Genomic DNA, 15,870 nt, shown 5'->3' with positions numbered 1-15,870 from the left:
CAGGATCATGATGATGATTCTGCTTTCTGTGCTATTACAGGGATGCAGTAAGCAGGTAGAGATACCCAAACAGACCAAGCAGCTTGCCGCACAGCTTTCCCAGCAGCGCCAAAGCACCGTGTATTCTACGCCTTCCCTGCATTATGAAAAAAAACATCTGCAGGATTACTGGAAGGCTCTTGATTATGCATTGGAGCACCGCAATGCCGCATCTCCCTCACGAACTCTTACAAGAGATGAGGCAGTACAGGATACAGAGGCATTGTTTGCGATGCTAAAGGAGCTGTACGGCTGCTATGATTTCTTCAATGATAAACAGGCGTTTGATTGGGCGAGGAAGGCCGTCCTGTCTGACATACAACAGCTTCCTGCGTTTGACTATGCGGCATACCGTTCCTCTTTGCGTGCTCGCCTGCGTTTTCTTGAGGATCAGCATTTTCTGATAGATCAAACACCGCTCAGGCATGCAATGATTACAATGACCATGCAGGAAGCCTTTGAAAAGCGTAAGGGAGGCTATTACTTTCAAAACCGGCAGGTTGCTGCTATCGACAATGAAACAAAGCTCGATGTGCTGCTGAAACCGGATGTTCTTCATAAGGGACAGTATATGTATATTCAAAAGGTGGAGGAGCAGAAAAGTGAAATCACCATTCATTTTAAGAATGGGGAAGCACAAGTGCATAAGGTGTATCCCGTCGCTACCCAGAGTGTAACGAAGGCGATGGAACAAAAAGAGCTTGACAATGTACCCTATGTACATCCGGCCCGTATGTTTTATATGGACAGTGAAAAGGAAAAAGCAGATGCTTTTTTGGAAACTGCAAAGACATGTAGAAGCAGCAAGGCAGCCATACTTGACTTGCGCGGAAACAGCGGCGGTGATCTGCTGCTGGCGGAGAAATGGTATCGAAGTTTTTCCGATTGTGAGGAAGGCGGACATATTCGCAGCATAATCAGCTTACCACTTGAGGAGACATTACTAAAAGAAAAGTTTTCAGCAATCAAAATGAGTCAGTCACTACAGGAGCTTCAGAAGGGGGAAGACTGGCAGAAGCTGGATGCGCTGCATTATATGGTGGAGCGAAATACAACAGGATTGATACAGAATGACACCCTGCTGCTTGTTCTGCAGGATGATAAAACAGCATCTGCTGCAGAGCATCTGATTGACCGGCTGCACAGTCTGGAAAATGTGATATTCATCGGCACACCGAGTGCAGGAATGCTGCGCGGATCGTCCTTTTTAACCGTATATTTGAAAAACTCAAGCGTATCTGTGAGCTTTGGCAATATGCTTTCACAATTTCCGTCGTCCTATGCAAAGGAATATTATGGTATCGAACCGGATGTATGGACGACCTCAGAGGATGCTCTCAGGGTAGCTGAGGCACTTTTTAAAAAGGATGCGTAAAGTATCTGCTTCTAAAAGCTATCAATACAGCTTCGACAGGAATTTATGCAATGAAATAAAAGCTGAAAAAAACCTGCTTTGCACTGCTGTGGAAGTCCACACAAGAGTACGCAAACAGGTTTTTATTTTTAAGCCTTCTGTGCCTGACCGGACAGATGGTTGATCAGCTGCTGGGCTGCACGACCGCTGTTTCCACCATGCCCAAGTCCCCATTTTCTTGCCTCTGCCTGCAGCTCCTCCTCACTTAATGTGATTTCCGGATACTGCTTGGCCAGCTCTGTGACAATCTCGAAATAATTTTTCTGATTCGGACGCTCATAGCAGATGCTTAGACCGAAGCGTGCCACAAGGGAGAGCTTCTCCTGCATCGTATCGGAATGATGCAGCTCGTCATCGTCATTGATATCGTTGCGATCCTTCCATGTTTCCCGTACCAGATGCCGGCGATTACTGGTGGCATAGATCAAAACATTATCCGGCTTTGTCTCCACACCTCCCTCGATTACAGCTTTTAGAAACTTATATTCAATTTCAAATTCCTCAAAGGATAAATCATCCATGTAAATGATAAAGCGGTAATTGCGGTTTTTAATGCGTGCGATAATCGTAGACAAATCCTTGAACTGGTGCTTGTAGATTTCTATCATGCGAAGACCGTCCTTATAATATTCATTTACGATGGCCTTAATGCTGGTGGACTTACCTGTACCGCTGTCTCCATACAGCAAAACATTGTTGGCATTGCGCCCCTCCACAAAGGCCTGCGTATTCTCCCGCAGCATATCCTTTTGCAGCTGATAGCCAATCAGATCATCCAGCACCACGCTGTCCATGTTGTTGATAGGCAGAAACTCCACATCTCCATGTTCACAGGAACGGATACGAAACGCCTTGTTCAGTCCAAACATGCCAACGCCGTATTCCTGATAGAAGGTCGTAATGATCGTGAATATTTCCTCCTCATCCACTGCCGCTTCAATTCTGCGGGAAATGCTTTGTACCATCGCAGAAACATTCTTGTTGTACATGCGTTCCTTCTTCGCGATGGCTTTATAGGAGCTGATCGTGGAAAAGCAGTCGATGCCGAGTGCTTCCTCGATTGGCTGAAAGTCAAAATCAAACAGGCGCTTGAAAATTTTAAAATCATTTTTTGCGAAATGATGCACACTGCCGGCTTGCACGGGACTTTTCTCACTGACCAGGCTGAAGGAATTTTCATTCATCAGTAACAAAAAGGTCAGATAGTTATGCCATAAATTTTCATCGAAGCCATAGCTTGTCGCCAGGTCAAGCAGAGCTTTGATCTGGGCGTAAATTCGTTCTATCAGCTCGGCATCACTCACCGTATGACTGTCAAAATCACGAAATATCTGAGAAAGCTCTGCGAGAATGCTGTGTTCACCAAAGCTGCGGTATAAAACCAGTTTTGCTGTTTCCTTATACATAGGGATACCTCCGTTTGCTTACCTCTTATTATAAAGAAGGTTCAAAGGAATGAAAAGAGTTTTGTGAAAATAAATATACGCTTTACAGAGCTAATGTAAGAAGATTGTAAAATAAATGAAAATATCATTGAAAACTATTGACAAAAGGGTGAAAAAGTTTTATTCTAATACCATCACAAGTTGGAAAGGAAGTGGACAGGTGATGGCACTATATATTATCGTCATTATTATTATTCTCATAGTCCTAAGCAAGTCTGTTTTTCTTTCTAGCGAGTCTCATGTGTGAGATTTCCATAACAGATCACTTTCGTTGTATAGACACAAAGGCGTGAGGATAGAAAGAAAAGCAGCTTATCATTGGATATGCTGCTTTTTTACGAAATAGGAGGAAGCGGAATGGAATGTAAAGATGTAGAGCAGGCGGCCGCCAGACTGCAGGGGCAGATTCACAATGTGAAGGTGACCAGCTCGCGGACATTTTCGGAAATGAGCAACTGTCAGCTGTTTCTGAAATGTGAGAACCGGCAGAAAACGGGATCCTTCAAGGTACGGGGAGCGTTCAATAAGCTGGCCAAGCTGAAGGAGGAGGGCAAGACCTGTGAGGTCATTGCCAGCAGTGCCGGAAACCATGCGCAGGGCGTCAGCTATGCCGCAAGCAAGCTGGGCATGCATGCGACCATCGTTATGCCGAAAAGCACACCGATTGCCAAGGTACTGGCAACCAAGGGCTATGGCGCAGATGTGGTGCTTGCCGGAGACAATTATGATGAGTGTTATCAGGAGGCGCTGCGGCTGCAGGAGGAAAAGGGAGCAACCTTTATTCATCCCTTTGATGATGAGGATGTCATAGCCGGTCAGGGAACAATCGCCTATGAGATCTGTCATGATCTTCCCAATGTGGATATGATCGTCGTACCGGCTGGAGGCGGAGGGCTGTTGTCCGGGATCAGCTTTTATGCGAAACAGATCAATCCGCGTATCAAAATCGTCGGTGTGCAGGCCGAGGGTGCTAATGCCATCGTACAAAGCTTTCAGAAACAAAAGCACTGCAGTACGAAGTATGTCAATACGATCGCAGACGGTATTGCCGTCATGAATCCGGGGAAAACAACGGTACAGCTCATTCAGGAAAATGTGGATGAGATGGTAAGCGTCAGCGATAGTGAAATTGCCGCAACGATTCTGCTGCTGCTGGAGCGTGAAAAGCAGGTAGTGGAGCCTGCAGGGGCAGCCAGTCTGGCAGCGGTACTCAATGGAAAAATCGATGTGGCAGGCAAACGGGTCGTCTGTGTGCTGTCCGGAGGAAATATTGATGTGTCCTTCATTCACAAGGTTGTGGAAAAGGGGTTAGTCAGCCGCGGAAGAAATATGAAATTTAAAACACTGATGCTGGATGTTCCCGGGGCTTTGGAGCATTTCACACATATTCTGTGCGAGCAGAATGCCAATATTATTGAAATACAGTATGACCGTATCCAGGCGGATCTGAATCTGAATGAAACCATACTCCATCTGGCCGTCGAAGTCAGCAGTAAGGAACATGGCGAAGCACTGATTAAGGTGTTGAAGGAAAAGGGTTATGAAATAACGATGGAATAGGGAGGCAGTTATATGAAAATGAATGGTTCGCAGATACTGATACAGGCACTGATCGACCAGGGTGTGGATACGATCTTCGGGTATCCGGGTGGTTCTGTTTTGAATATCTATGATGCGCTATACGAGCGGAGTGAGGATATCCGTCATATTATTACATCGCATGAGCAGGGGGCTTCCCATGCAGCAGACGGGTATGCGAGAAGTACAGGAAGAACGGGGGTTTGCCTGGCAACCAGCGGGCCGGGAGCTACCAATCTGGTTACCGGCATAGCAACCGCATATATGGATAGTATTCCCATGGTTGCCATTACCGGCAATGTTTCCAATGATTTGCTGGGAAGGGATTCCTTTCAGGAGGTCAATATCACGGGCATTACCATGCCGATTACCAAGCATAATTTTATCGTTCAGAATGTCGATGATCTGGCAGCGGTGGTACGCAAAGCCTTTGTCATTGCCAATTCCGGAAGAAAGGGCCCGGTACTGATTGATATACCAAAGGATGTTACCGCAGCTGTAACGGAGTATGTAAAGCTTCCGCGTTATCGGATCCGCAAGCTTCCCAAGGTGGATGATGTGGTCTTCGAGCAGGCACTGGAGGTCATTCGCAAAGCAGAGCGCCCGATGATCTATGCAGGAGGCGGTATCATTTCCTCCAATGCGACAAGGGAGCTCATGAATTTTTCCAAGCATATGGACATCCCGATCTGCTGTTCCATGATGGGGCTTGGCAGTGTACCGTATGACTATGATTTGTATCTGGGAATGCTGGGAATGCATGGTACACCGGTTTCCAACTATGCGACGCTGAATACTGATTTGATCATCGCTATCGGTTCACGCTTTTCTGATCGTGTTGCCGGAAACCGTGAGGAATTTGGAAGGGAAGCTAAGATCATCCATTTTGATATCGATGCCTCTGAAATATCCAAAAATGTCGCCAGTGATATTTCCATTGTCGGGGATGCCCGCTATATTTTAAAGAAAATGATGCAGCGAATGCCGGAAACGGTGCATGAGGACTGGACAGGTACATTGAAGGATTTTAAAATAAAGCTCGGCCTTCCAAAGCCGAAGCCGGGGGAGAATGTCGATCCGAGAGATCTCGCTTTGACTCTGCATGAAATCGTCGGTGAGGATGCCATCATCGTAACGGATGTCGGACAGCATCAGATGATCATGGCACAGTATTATCAGTTCTCCCGTCCACGCAGCTGGATCAGCTCCTGCGGTTTGGGAACGATGGGCTATGGTATGGGTGCGGCAATGGGAGCCAAGGTTGCCAATCCGCAGCGTCCGGTCATTCTGGTTACTGGAGATGGAAGCTTCCACATGAATATGAATGAGATGGCAGCCGCTGTGAGCGCTAATATTCCCATTGTCATTCTTGTATTCAATAATCATGTGCTCGGCATGGTACGGCAGTGGCAGTCACTATTCTATGACCATCGCTATTCCAATACATCCATTGACCGTCAGACGGATTATGTCAAGCTGGCGGAGGCATTCGGTGGAAAGGGACTGCGTATTAAGACGCGTCATGATATCAAGGCAGTTATGGAGGAAGCACTTGCCAGCAAGGTTCCCTGCATTGTGGATTGCTGGATCGACAAGGATGACTGTGTCTATCCGATCATACCTCCGGGAAAGAGCGGCAAGGATATTATCTTATATGGCAACTAGGGAGATGAATGTATGAACAGAGCTGTATTATCACTCTTGGTATCCAATCACTTCGGGGTACTGACAAGAGTAACGAATCTGTTTTCTCAACGAGGGTTTAATATTGCGTCCCTTGCAGTGGGAGAGACAGAAAATGAAAACTATTCCCGTATTACAATTACGACGAGCGGCGACGCTGCCAGTGTCAATCAGATCAAGCTGCAGCTGGATAAGCTGGAGGATGTGAAAATTGTACAGGAAATACCGGATGAACAGCTGTTTATCCGTGAGGTGATGCTGGTAAAGGTGGCACCGCGACCTGCCCAGATGGAAGCCTTTGAAAAGTGTGTAGAGGACTTCAATGGAAGGACTCAGATTATAGAGGATGGCTGCTGTATTGTGGAAATGACGGATACGCCGGCTTCCGTGAATTATTTTCTGGAGGAGCTTCGCGAATACCATATTAAAGAAATCAGCCGTACAGGCGGGGCTGCCTTGCAGCTGAGTACAGAAACCGTTTATTAAACGTAAGCGATTACGTTTTGATAGAATAGGAATTACCAGAAAACATAAGGAGGAAAACGAAAATGGTAAAAGTTTATTATGATGCAGATTGCAATATGGATCTTCTGAAAGGAAAGACCGTCGCAATCATCGGGTATGGAAGTCAGGGACATGCACATGCATTGAACCTGAAGGACAGCGGAGTCAATGTGGTTGTTGGACTTCGTCCGGGCTCCAAGAGCCGTGCAAAGGCAGAGGAAGCCGGCTTAACAGTTATGGATACCGCTGCTGCCGCAAAAGCAGGAGATGTGATCATGATTCTGACTCCGGATCAGGATCAGCCGGATATCTATAAGAAGGACATTGAGCCAAACCTGGAAGAAGGAAACATGCTGATGTTTGCACACGGCTTCTCTATCCACTTTAATCAGATTGTAGCACCTGCAGGCGTTGATGTTACAATGTGTGCGCCAAAGGGTCCGGGACATACCGTACGCAGCCAGTATCAGGAGGGCAGAGGTGTTCCATCACTGATCGCTGTACATCAGGATGCTACCGGAAAGGCACATGATTATGCACTGGCATATGCCGGAGGAATCGGAGCTGGACGTGCCGGAATCATTGAAACAACCTTTAAGGAAGAAACAGAAACTGATTTATTCGGTGAGCAGGCTGTCTTATGCGGCGGTGTCTGCGAACTGATGCAGGCTGGCTTTGATACCTTGGTGGAAGCAGGCTATGAGCCGGAAATGGCATACTTTGAGTGTATCCATGAAATGAAGCTGATCGTCGATCTGATCAACAGCGGTGGCTTCGCAATGATGCGTTATTCTATCTCTGATACCGCTGAATACGGTGATTACGTAACCGGAAAGCGTCTGATTACAGAAGAAACACGCAAGGAAATGAAAAAGGTGCTGACAGAGATTCAGGATGGTACGTTTGCCGGCAACTGGATTACGGAAAACAAGGCAGCAGGACGTTCCCACTTCCTCGCAATGCGTCGTGTTCATGCAGCGCACCCGTCTGAAAAGGTTGGCGAAAAGCTGCGTAAAATGATGAGCTGGCTGAAAAAATAAGGAGGCATTCGATATGGGTAGACCAAGTGATTCTGTCGTTCGAGGAGATGCCTGTGCACCGCAGCGCTCGCTGTTTTATGCACTGGGACTGACAGAAGAAGAATTGAATCGGCCGCTGATCGGTGTGGTCAGCGCCTATTCCGAAATCGTTCCGGGGCATCTGCATCTGGATAAAATCACAGAAGCGGTCAAGGCGGGCATCCGGATGGCTGGCGGTACTCCGATCATGGTGCCTTCCATCGGTGTGTGTGATGGAATCGCCATGGGACATATCGGAATGAAATATTCCCTTGCCTCCCGTGAGCTGATTGCGGACAGTGTGGAAACAATGGCAAAGGCACACGGCTTTGACGGTCTTGTGCTGGTGCCAAACTGTGATAAGATCGTTCCGGGGATGCTGATGGGAGCACTGCGCGTCAATGTACCAAGCGTCGTTATGAGCGGTGGAGCTATGCTGCCTGGAAATGACAGGGGAAAGGCGATGAGTCTTTCGACCATGTTTGAGGCAGTCGGTGCCAAGAAAGCGGGCCTGATCGATCAGACAGAATTGACGCACATCGAGCAGAATGCCTGCCCGGGCTGCGGCTCCTGCTCTGGTATGTTTACTGCTAATTCCATGAACTGTCTGTGTGAGGTACTGGGAATCGCATTGCCTGGTAATGGTACGATTCCAGCAGTATATTCGGCACGAACCCAGCTGGCGAAGAAGGCCGGTATGGCTGTCATGGATATGGTGGAAAAGGATATCCGCCCAAGAGATATCGTAAATGAAAAATCCTTACGCAATGGTTTGGCGTGTGATATGGCGCTGGGCTGTTCCTCCAATACCGTGCTGCATCTTTTGGCAATCGCTAAGGAAGCCAAGGTAGATCTGGATTTGGACATGATCAATGAGGTTTCTCAGAAAACGCCGAATCTGTGCAAGCTGGCTCCGGCAGGCCCGGATCATATTGTAGATTTATACAACGCAGGCGGTGTACAGGCGGTCATGAAGGAGCTGTCAAGAAAACAGCTGATTGATACCGGCCTCATGACTGTGACGGGTAAGACCGTCGCAGAGAATATTGCGAATGCCGTGAATATGGATACGAATATCATCAAGGATATCGAGCATCCTAACTCAGCCACCGGAGGAATTGCGGTACTGTTTGGAAATATCGCACCAAAGGGCTGTGTGGTAAAACGCTCCGCTGTTGATCCGAAAATGATGACACATACCGGACCGGCGCGAGTGTTTGACAGTGAGGAGGATGCGATTGCGGCAATCTATGCCGGAAAGATCGTTAAGGGGGATGTTGTCATTATCCGCTATGAGGGACCAAAGGGTGGTCCTGGCATGCGAGAAATGCTGAATCCGACGAGTGCACTTGCCGGAATGCAGCTGGATAAGGATGTTGCGTTGATTACCGATGGACGCTTTTCCGGGGCAACCCGTGGTGCTGCGATTGGACATGTGTCTCCGGAAGCAGCAGCTCAGGGCCCAATCGCTATCATTCAGGAAGGCGATTCTATCACAATTGATATTCCAAAGGGTACGATCAACCTGAATGTGGACGCAGCGGAAATAGAGCAGCGTCTGCAGGCATGGGTAAAGCCGGAGCCAAAAATCAAAGAGGGCTGGCTCTACCGGTATTCCCGCCTGGTTGCCAGTGCAGATGAGGGTGCTGTGCTGAAATAAAACAGTATTGTTGCTGTTAAAAATCATTATAAGAAAGATACGAAGCTGATTGCTGCTATGACTGAATTCTCAAGTCCGGATAAAGGATAAGAGATTCCTTGCTCTGTGGCAGTGAACGCAGGCGTATCTTTTTTTTGCGTTCAGGAAGCAATTAGTGTGAATTGTTCATCCTTGTTCAATGCTGTAAACAGGGGAAAGAAAGCTTTTCTGCGGTTTTGTTAGCAAAGGTAACAGATTGGAAGCGGAGAATGAACGATGTTCATTGACATTTTGTGTAAGCTTGCTATACTAAAGGGGAGGGTGATGCTATGGTGCAGAAAAGACAAACCAGGATTGTTAAAGATCCAATGAAAAGAAAACGGGAGATACTGGATGGTGCGATGGAGCTGTTTGCATACAACGGTTATGAACAGACCTCGATGCGGGATATTGCCCGCCATCTGAATATATCTCTGGGGTTATGCTATCGCTATTTTGACAGCAAGCAGAAGCTCTTTCAGGAGGCCATGCAGCAGTATGTGGAGGATTTATGTGCTTCTTATCTGGTGACGCTGCATAATGAAGCGTTACATTTTCACGAAAAGCTGGATGCACTCTTTCTCATGCTGGAGCAGGAGGAGCAGCAGATGCGTTATCATGACTTCTTTCACCGGCCGGAGAATATCGGCTTTCATGAGGAGCTGGCTGTAAAGCTGTGCAAATATATGCAGCCGCATCTGCAGAAGGAATTGCACATTTATTTAAAGAAGCATCACTTAAAGGTGCGGCATGAAGAGTTGCTGCTCAGCTTTCTCACATATGGACAGATTGGGCTTCATGCATCTGTGAATTCACCAAATCCCGAGCTGCTTGCACATCTTCGTGCATACTTTGATCTCCTGCTGAAACAGGAATGTATCCCTGATGACAGCCAATAGTCAGGGATTGCTTTTTAAAGTATGAATGAACAATGTTCATTAAAGGAGGACAATGCTATGGATAAAACAGAACAATCAAGACGTGTATTTGACAAACAGGCAGAAACGTATGATACAGCCATCTTCGGATCACATGCAAGAGAATTATATCCGTTCATGCTGGAGATAATGATTCAGTTTCCTGCAAAAGATGTATTGGATATGGGGTGTGGAACCTGTGCGCTTATGAAGCAGCTCTATGAGGAGGATCCAACACGGCAGCTTACAGGAATCGATCTGAGTGAACATATGCTGAAAATCGGAAAGGACGTGATGAAGGAGCATGCTGTTCTGGTACAGGGGGATGCGCTAAGGCTGCCCTTTGCGGATAGCAGCTTTGATATGGTTTATTGCAATGATTCGTTTCACCATTATCCAAATCCGAAGGGTGTGCTGCAGGAGGTTACAAGAGTGCTGCGATACGATGGGATTTTTGTGCTGGGAGATTGCAGGCAGGGGTGGCTTTCCCGCAGGATCATGAATCTGTACTGCCATTTCAGTAAGCAGGGGGATGTGCACATGTACAGTGAAAAGGAAATTCGGCTGCTGCTACAAAAGCACTTTCATGATTTGCACTACCGTAAGGTGAATACGAAGAGCTTTATCGCATGGGGTGTGAAATGAAGCTCACATCTTCCCAGCAGATGTATGTGCAGGCCATTGATCTTTTGCAGCAAGAGCAGAATAGGGTCTGTCAGATTGATATTGCCGTATATCTGGGGTATTCTCGGGCCAGTGTCTGCCGTGCTGTGAAACGATTGAGCAGTGCAGGTCTGATCGTAGTAGAAAATTATGCAATTTCTCTGAGTGCTGCTGGAAGAGGAGAGGCAGACCGCCTGCGATATGTAAGACAGGCGATGCTTGCGGCACTTACGGCCTATGACTGTCAGAAGTCGCTGGATATGAAAGCTGTCTTGCAGCTGCCCGCCTGCTGGCAGGTAGTAAATACGTTTGTTACCTCTGGTCATACAGGGGAAAGGTCTGCTATAATAAAGCAAACGAAATGAGGGCTGAAAATGGAGAAAAAACGATGCTTCTGGGCAGAACATGTGCCTGCGGTTTATGTGCAGTATCACGATGAGGAATGGGGGAGAGAGGTGCATGATGATCATAAGCTGTTTGAAATGCTGCTTCTGGAATCCTTTCAGGCCGGACTTTCCTGGCTGACAATTTTGAAAAAGCGGGAGGCCTTTCGGGAAGCCTTTGACAATTTTGATGTCGTAAAGGTTGCCGGCTATGGAGATGCGAAAAGGGAGGAGCTGCTGCAAAATGCAGGCATTATCCGCAATCGCCTGAAAATCAAAGCAGCTATTCAAAATGCTGCCATCTTTATACAGATTCAAAAGGAATTCGGAAGCTTTGACGCATATCTGTGGGGCTTTACGCAGGGCAGAGTGATCTACCGCACGCAGCAGGAGCTACCGACACACACGGCGCTTTCCGATGAAATCAGTGCAGATTTATACAGGCGCGGCATGCGTTTTGTAGGAACAGTGATTATTTATTCCTACCTGCAGGCAGTCGGTATTGTGAATGATCATGAGCCGGGATGCTTTCTCCATGTAGAGATACCGGAAAAGGCAGAGTGAACGGATACAAAATCATAGCTTGTTACAGCATAGGAAAAACAGGAGGTCTTTCTTTATGAAAAAGATCTCCTCCTTGGATTTGTATTACTTACCTGCTGTTATCGGAATATATAAATGCCGCTGGATATCCTTGCTTCCGGTAAGGTCATTGGGTACGCTTTTTTTCAGGATGTTGACTTATGGGAAAGATATCCTGTTTTTTTGTTGCGTTTCACAGCTTGTTGCCGGTCTTACTATACAGCATTCATTGCAGGCAGTGCATGCTAGCGCTTCTGTGAAGGCAGTCTTTTTTTTATGAGCGGGTATGCGGCTAATGCGATTGTATAGCCTGCTGCAGCCTGCACGAAATTGGCAGGAACTCCCGTCAGAGACAGCTGCCAGCTTTGGTTAATATAAGCATCCGTGATGAAATATCCACTGACCATGAGCAGACCGCCGAGCACATAGGCGATGTAGCGCACAGAGCTGTGCCCCTTAAAGACAAGCCAGGAAACAAGAACAGCCTCCAGTCCCTTAATCAGTAAAGTGGGAATCGCATACATGCCATACCCTCCTGCAATATCTGCGAGTGCGCTGCCGACACCGCCTGCCATAAAGGCCAGGAAGGGGTTCAGCACAGAGGCAAACAGCAAAAGGAAGCCATCACCAAGATTGAAATAGCCCTGAATACCGTTTGGTACCTTCATCAGCCAGGTTGCCAGAAATACGAGCGCCATACCAAGCGATGCTGTGACGATTTCCTTTACGTTATATGTTTTCATATGAAATGCCTCTCTTTCTTTTTACGTTATTCTATCAGTTTTCTGTTCATTTAAAAATATACAGATTTATTATAAAATTAAGGTACAGTATGCTTTTTGTGTTATACTGTAGGTGGTGATGGTATGAAACTGAAAACAATAAATTTTGAACGTGTCAAGGGGAAGGCATTGTATGTACAGATTTATGAAAAGCTGCGTTCGGATATCGTATCCGGTTATCTTGTCAAGGGAGATCAATTACCAAGCATACGAAAATGTGAGGTACTCATGAAGGTGTCCAAGACAAGCATTGAGCGTGCATATGAAAAGCTGCAGGAGGAGGGCTATATCATATCCCTGCCGCAAAAGGGATTTTTTGTAGATGTGGAGCCGGAAAACATACGGCTGCGTAAGGCGGTGACAGCACAGGAGTCCAAACTGTACGATGAGAAAATCCGTTATGATTTCCGTTCACAGACGATGGATGTCAGCTCCTTTGATCTTGCCCTATGGAAGAAATATCTGAAAGAGGTTCTGGATGGCCGTTATGAAATTGCGACCTATGGAGAGGCACAGGGAGAAGCACGTCTGCGCGTGGCACTGCAAAAATATGCTTATACGGTGCGCGGTGTTTTATGTACAAGTGATCAGCTTCTGATTGGCTCCAGCTTTCAGTCACTGTTATATGTTCTCTGCGGACTTTTGGATAAACCGCTCGTCATTGGTATGGAGGAAAGCGGCTTTCAGCAGGCGGAGACCGTATTTTCGGATTATGCATTTCCAATTCGCAGACTGCACAGTGAGGCAGATGGAATCTGTATGCAGGAGCTGGCAGCCAGTGATGTGACACTGCTGTATGTGAACAGTGCATCCACCGGTAGAAATCATCAGCCGATCTCGAAGAAAAAGCGAAAGGAGCTGCTGGCGTGGGCTGCACATAACAAGGCAGTGATTATTGAGGATGATCATAACGGTGAACTGCGCTATCATACGCGAATGACACCGGCCATGCAGGGATTTGATACCGGCGGACATGTTGTGTATATCGGCTCCTTTTCAAAAATTTTACTGCCATCCCTGCGGATCAGCTATATGGTTTTACCACCAGCCCTGCATCAGCGTTATCAGCAGCGGTTGAACAGCTATTCACCAACCTCCAGTAAAATTGAACAGCTGGCATTGGCGCGATATATCGCAGATGGGCATCTGGAGCGCCATGTTCGCAGACTGCGCCGGCATTACGAGCAGAAAAGCAATCATATGCGTGAGCTGTTGCAGCACTGGTTTCCACAGGCGGATATTCTGCTGGAGGAGGCTGCTTTGCAGTTCATAGTACGCTTTTCAAAGCCGCTTCCTTTGGATACCATAATCAGTCAGGCAAGAGAATATCGTATGCGGCTTCAAACGAATACACAGGGGGAGCTGGTGTTATCCTTTGCCGCTATTAAAATGGAGGATATGGAGGAAGCGGTGAAGCTGCTGCATGAGCTTGTGGTGTCTGCTTGCACATAACCGGCTGTAAGAAAATTGTAAGACCATAATAAGAAAGCTTAAGAAATTTCAGATGCATCCTATGGTATACTTTAGCTATACAAAGAGATTCAGAATATGGAAATCGAGGGGATGTTATGAGAAAGCTAATGGTCGTTCTTGCATTCATATGCGGGATCATCGCTTTTTTTGCGTATGCATTATATTCAAATTCATGGAAGACGGTACAGGTTGTACACAGCGATATCCATTCTGAGCTGTATGCGAAGCAGGAGGTTGCTGCTGCGATGGATGCTGTGGAGCAGGGCTTTGCACAGGAATTAAAGGATGCAAGGCTAACAGAAATCAGCTATGATGAGCAGGTATCCAGCACTTATGCGGAAAGCTTCAAAAAGCAGGCTTCGGATGAGGTTATTGTGGTGTTTACGAATTTCATTACCGTATTTCACCTCTTTCCGAGTGAAGAGCAGCTGCTGGAGCCCAATACAACCTATAAGGGATATCCCTGGGTACTGCGGCGTTCCGCAAACCAAAAGGCATGGGAAATCATTGGCTCGGGATATGGATATCTGTATACGTAAGCGCATTGCATAGAGCTGTATGGGGGAAGTGTTTATATGTTTCTATAAGGGCTTTTATATGACTGCGAACGTGCTGACTTTGCATGGTTCAGCTGGTTAGTATAAGAACTGTCCTCGCTGTATATATAAGGAATACTGTGTGCGTTCTCGTTACGGTGGTGCGAATCACAGCCAGCTTGAAAGCCTGTTGTTTGAAATAGCATATTCTGAAAACACGGGAAAGGAAATAATCAATTATAGAGCATATTATTACATCCTGTATTTATCTGATGATATGTTTATGAGTATGAATTATAGCTTCATAGGAAACTATGCGCTAATGTAGATGTATAAGGATAAATATGCATAGCTGCGGATGTATAAGGGTGTACGAATCATTCAATAGGTAGTATAATATACTATCGGAAAATGATAGAAAGAAGATGATGGTATGATGGATGTTATGCAGTTGGAAACACAACTGGAATTTCTCGTACGGATTCTGCTGGCTGGAATATGCGGAGGTATTATCGGCTATGAACGAAAAAGCCGCAATAAGGAAGCGGGTATACGCACCCATCTCATTGTGGCAAGTGGTGCAGCTTTGATTATGATTGTATCCAAGTACGGCTTCTCGGATATCCTCGGGGATAAGGGAATTGCGCTGGATCCTTCCCGTATAGCGGCACAGATCGTTACCGGGGTTGGATTTCTTGGTGCCGGTATGATTTTTATGCGGAAAAATACAATCAGCGGCCTCACCACGGCAGCGGGGATTTGGGCAACCAGTGCAATCGGTATGGCGATTGGAAGCGGTTTGTATCTTCTTGGTATTGTAACTGCGGTTCTTATCGTCCTGGTTCAGATCATTCTGCATCAAAATCATCGCTGGCTGAAGGAATCCTATAAGGAGGAGCTATCCTTTGTAATTGATCGAAACAAGGATGCCCTTAAGGATCTACAGGAGCGCTTAAAGGAGCTGCAGATTGAAATACTGAATGTTACGCTGACGCAGGAGCAGGATAGCTATCAGGTGAATCTGGTGGTTTCATTTCCGGATACATATCAGGCAGCACATCTGCTGGATGTATTCCATGAGGTGGACTATATTCATGAAATTAACGCATAGAGTATTGCCAAAACGGAATTTCTG

At 46.6% G+C, this 15,870-nt stretch carries 15 protein-coding genes; 13 read left to right on the top strand and 2 right to left on the bottom strand.

Annotated elements, in window-relative coordinates:
• Positions 1-10: 10 nt before the first annotated feature.
• Positions 11-1,414 carry a peptidase S41 gene (locus GKZ87_12525; GenBank protein QSI27954.1) on the top strand — a complete coding sequence of 468 codons (1,404 nt, stop codon included), beginning with the start codon at positions 11-13 and terminating at the stop codon, positions 1,412-1,414.
• Between the two features lie 128 nt (positions 1,415-1,542).
• On the opposite strand, the gene GKZ87_12520 is transcribed toward GKZ87_12525, so the two are convergent.
• Entirely contained in the window at positions 1,543-2,859 is a 1,317-nt protein-coding gene (locus GKZ87_12520) for a DUF815 domain-containing protein (protein ID QSI26257.1), read from the bottom strand.
• A 396-nt stretch (positions 2,860-3,255) separates the two neighbouring features.
• Between GKZ87_12520 and GKZ87_12515 the strand changes: the two genes are divergently transcribed.
• From GKZ87_12515 to GKZ87_12475, 9 genes are all read left to right on the top strand, one after another.
• A complete protein-coding gene (locus tag GKZ87_12515) occupies positions 3,256-4,458 on the top strand; it encodes a threonine ammonia-lyase (GenBank protein QSI26256.1) in 1,203 nt (400 codons plus the stop codon).
• A 12-nt stretch (positions 4,459-4,470) separates the two neighbouring features.
• Positions 4,471-6,141 carry a biosynthetic-type acetolactate synthase large subunit gene (gene ilvB, locus GKZ87_12510; GenBank protein QSI26255.1) on the top strand — a complete coding sequence of 557 codons (1,671 nt, stop codon included), beginning with the start codon at positions 4,471-4,473 and terminating at the stop codon, positions 6,139-6,141.
• 12 nt (positions 6,142-6,153) lie between these two features.
• A complete protein-coding gene (ilvN, locus tag GKZ87_12505; protein QSI26254.1) occupies positions 6,154-6,645 on the top strand; it encodes an acetolactate synthase small subunit in 492 nt (163 codons plus the stop codon).
• 62 nt (positions 6,646-6,707) lie between these two features.
• Positions 6,708-7,703 (top strand): ketol-acid reductoisomerase, encoded by a 996-nt coding sequence (ilvC, locus tag GKZ87_12500; protein ID QSI26253.1) that lies wholly within the window; start codon positions 6,708-6,710, stop codon positions 7,701-7,703.
• A 13-nt stretch (positions 7,704-7,716) separates the two neighbouring features.
• Entirely contained in the window at positions 7,717-9,381 is a 1,665-nt protein-coding gene (gene ilvD, locus GKZ87_12495; GenBank protein QSI26252.1) for a dihydroxy-acid dehydratase, read from the top strand.
• Positions 9,382-9,689: 308 nt separating this feature from the next.
• Positions 9,690-10,298, top strand: a complete 609-nt coding sequence (locus GKZ87_12490; GenBank protein QSI26251.1) for a TetR family transcriptional regulator — start codon at positions 9,690-9,692, stop codon at positions 10,296-10,298.
• 57 nt (positions 10,299-10,355) lie between these two features.
• The gene (locus GKZ87_12485; protein QSI26250.1) at positions 10,356-10,961 is read left to right on the top strand and encodes a methyltransferase domain-containing protein; all 606 of its coding nucleotides are present in this window, start codon (positions 10,356-10,358) and stop codon (positions 10,959-10,961) included.
• Positions 10,946-11,344, top strand: a complete 399-nt coding sequence (locus GKZ87_12480) for a MarR family transcriptional regulator (GenBank protein ID QSI26249.1) — start codon at positions 10,946-10,948, stop codon at positions 11,342-11,344. Before GKZ87_12485 ends, GKZ87_12480 begins: the two co-directional genes overlap by 16 nt.
• Positions 11,345-11,353: 9 nt before the next feature.
• On the top strand, positions 11,354-11,926 hold the full coding sequence (locus GKZ87_12475) for a DNA-3-methyladenine glycosylase I (GenBank protein QSI26248.1): 573 nt from the start codon (positions 11,354-11,356) through the stop codon (positions 11,924-11,926).
• Positions 11,927-12,189: 263 nt separating this feature from the next.
• Here the strand turns inward: GKZ87_12475 and GKZ87_12470 are convergent, their stop codons facing one another.
• Positions 12,190-12,687 (bottom strand): ECF transporter S component, encoded by a 498-nt coding sequence (locus GKZ87_12470; protein ID QSI26247.1) that lies wholly within the window; start codon positions 12,685-12,687, stop codon positions 12,190-12,192.
• 123 nt (positions 12,688-12,810) lie between these two features.
• Between GKZ87_12470 and GKZ87_12465 the strand changes: the two genes are divergently transcribed.
• The 3 genes from GKZ87_12465 (at position 12,811) to GKZ87_12455 (ending at position 15,846) form a co-directional block, all read left to right on the top strand.
• Complete coding sequence (locus tag GKZ87_12465; protein ID QSI26246.1) at positions 12,811-14,178, top strand: GntR family transcriptional regulator; 1,368 nt, start codon at positions 12,811-12,813, stop codon at positions 14,176-14,178.
• A gap of 116 nt (positions 14,179-14,294) precedes the next feature.
• The gene (locus GKZ87_12460) at positions 14,295-14,738 is read left to right on the top strand and encodes a hypothetical protein (protein QSI26245.1); all 444 of its coding nucleotides are present in this window, start codon (positions 14,295-14,297) and stop codon (positions 14,736-14,738) included.
• A gap of 430 nt (positions 14,739-15,168) precedes the next feature.
• Entirely contained in the window at positions 15,169-15,846 is a 678-nt protein-coding gene (locus GKZ87_12455; GenBank protein ID QSI26244.1) for an MgtC/SapB family protein, read from the top strand.
• Positions 15,847-15,870 lie beyond the last annotated feature (24 nt).

It is taken from the genome of Erysipelotrichaceae bacterium 66202529 (assembly GCA_017161075.1).
Taxonomy (GTDB): Bacteria; Bacillota_I; Bacilli_A; order Erysipelotrichales; family Erysipelotrichaceae; genus Clostridium_AQ.
The sequence above is the reverse complement of the archived record's forward strand: the minus strand, read 5'-3'. Positions and strand labels throughout refer to the sequence as shown.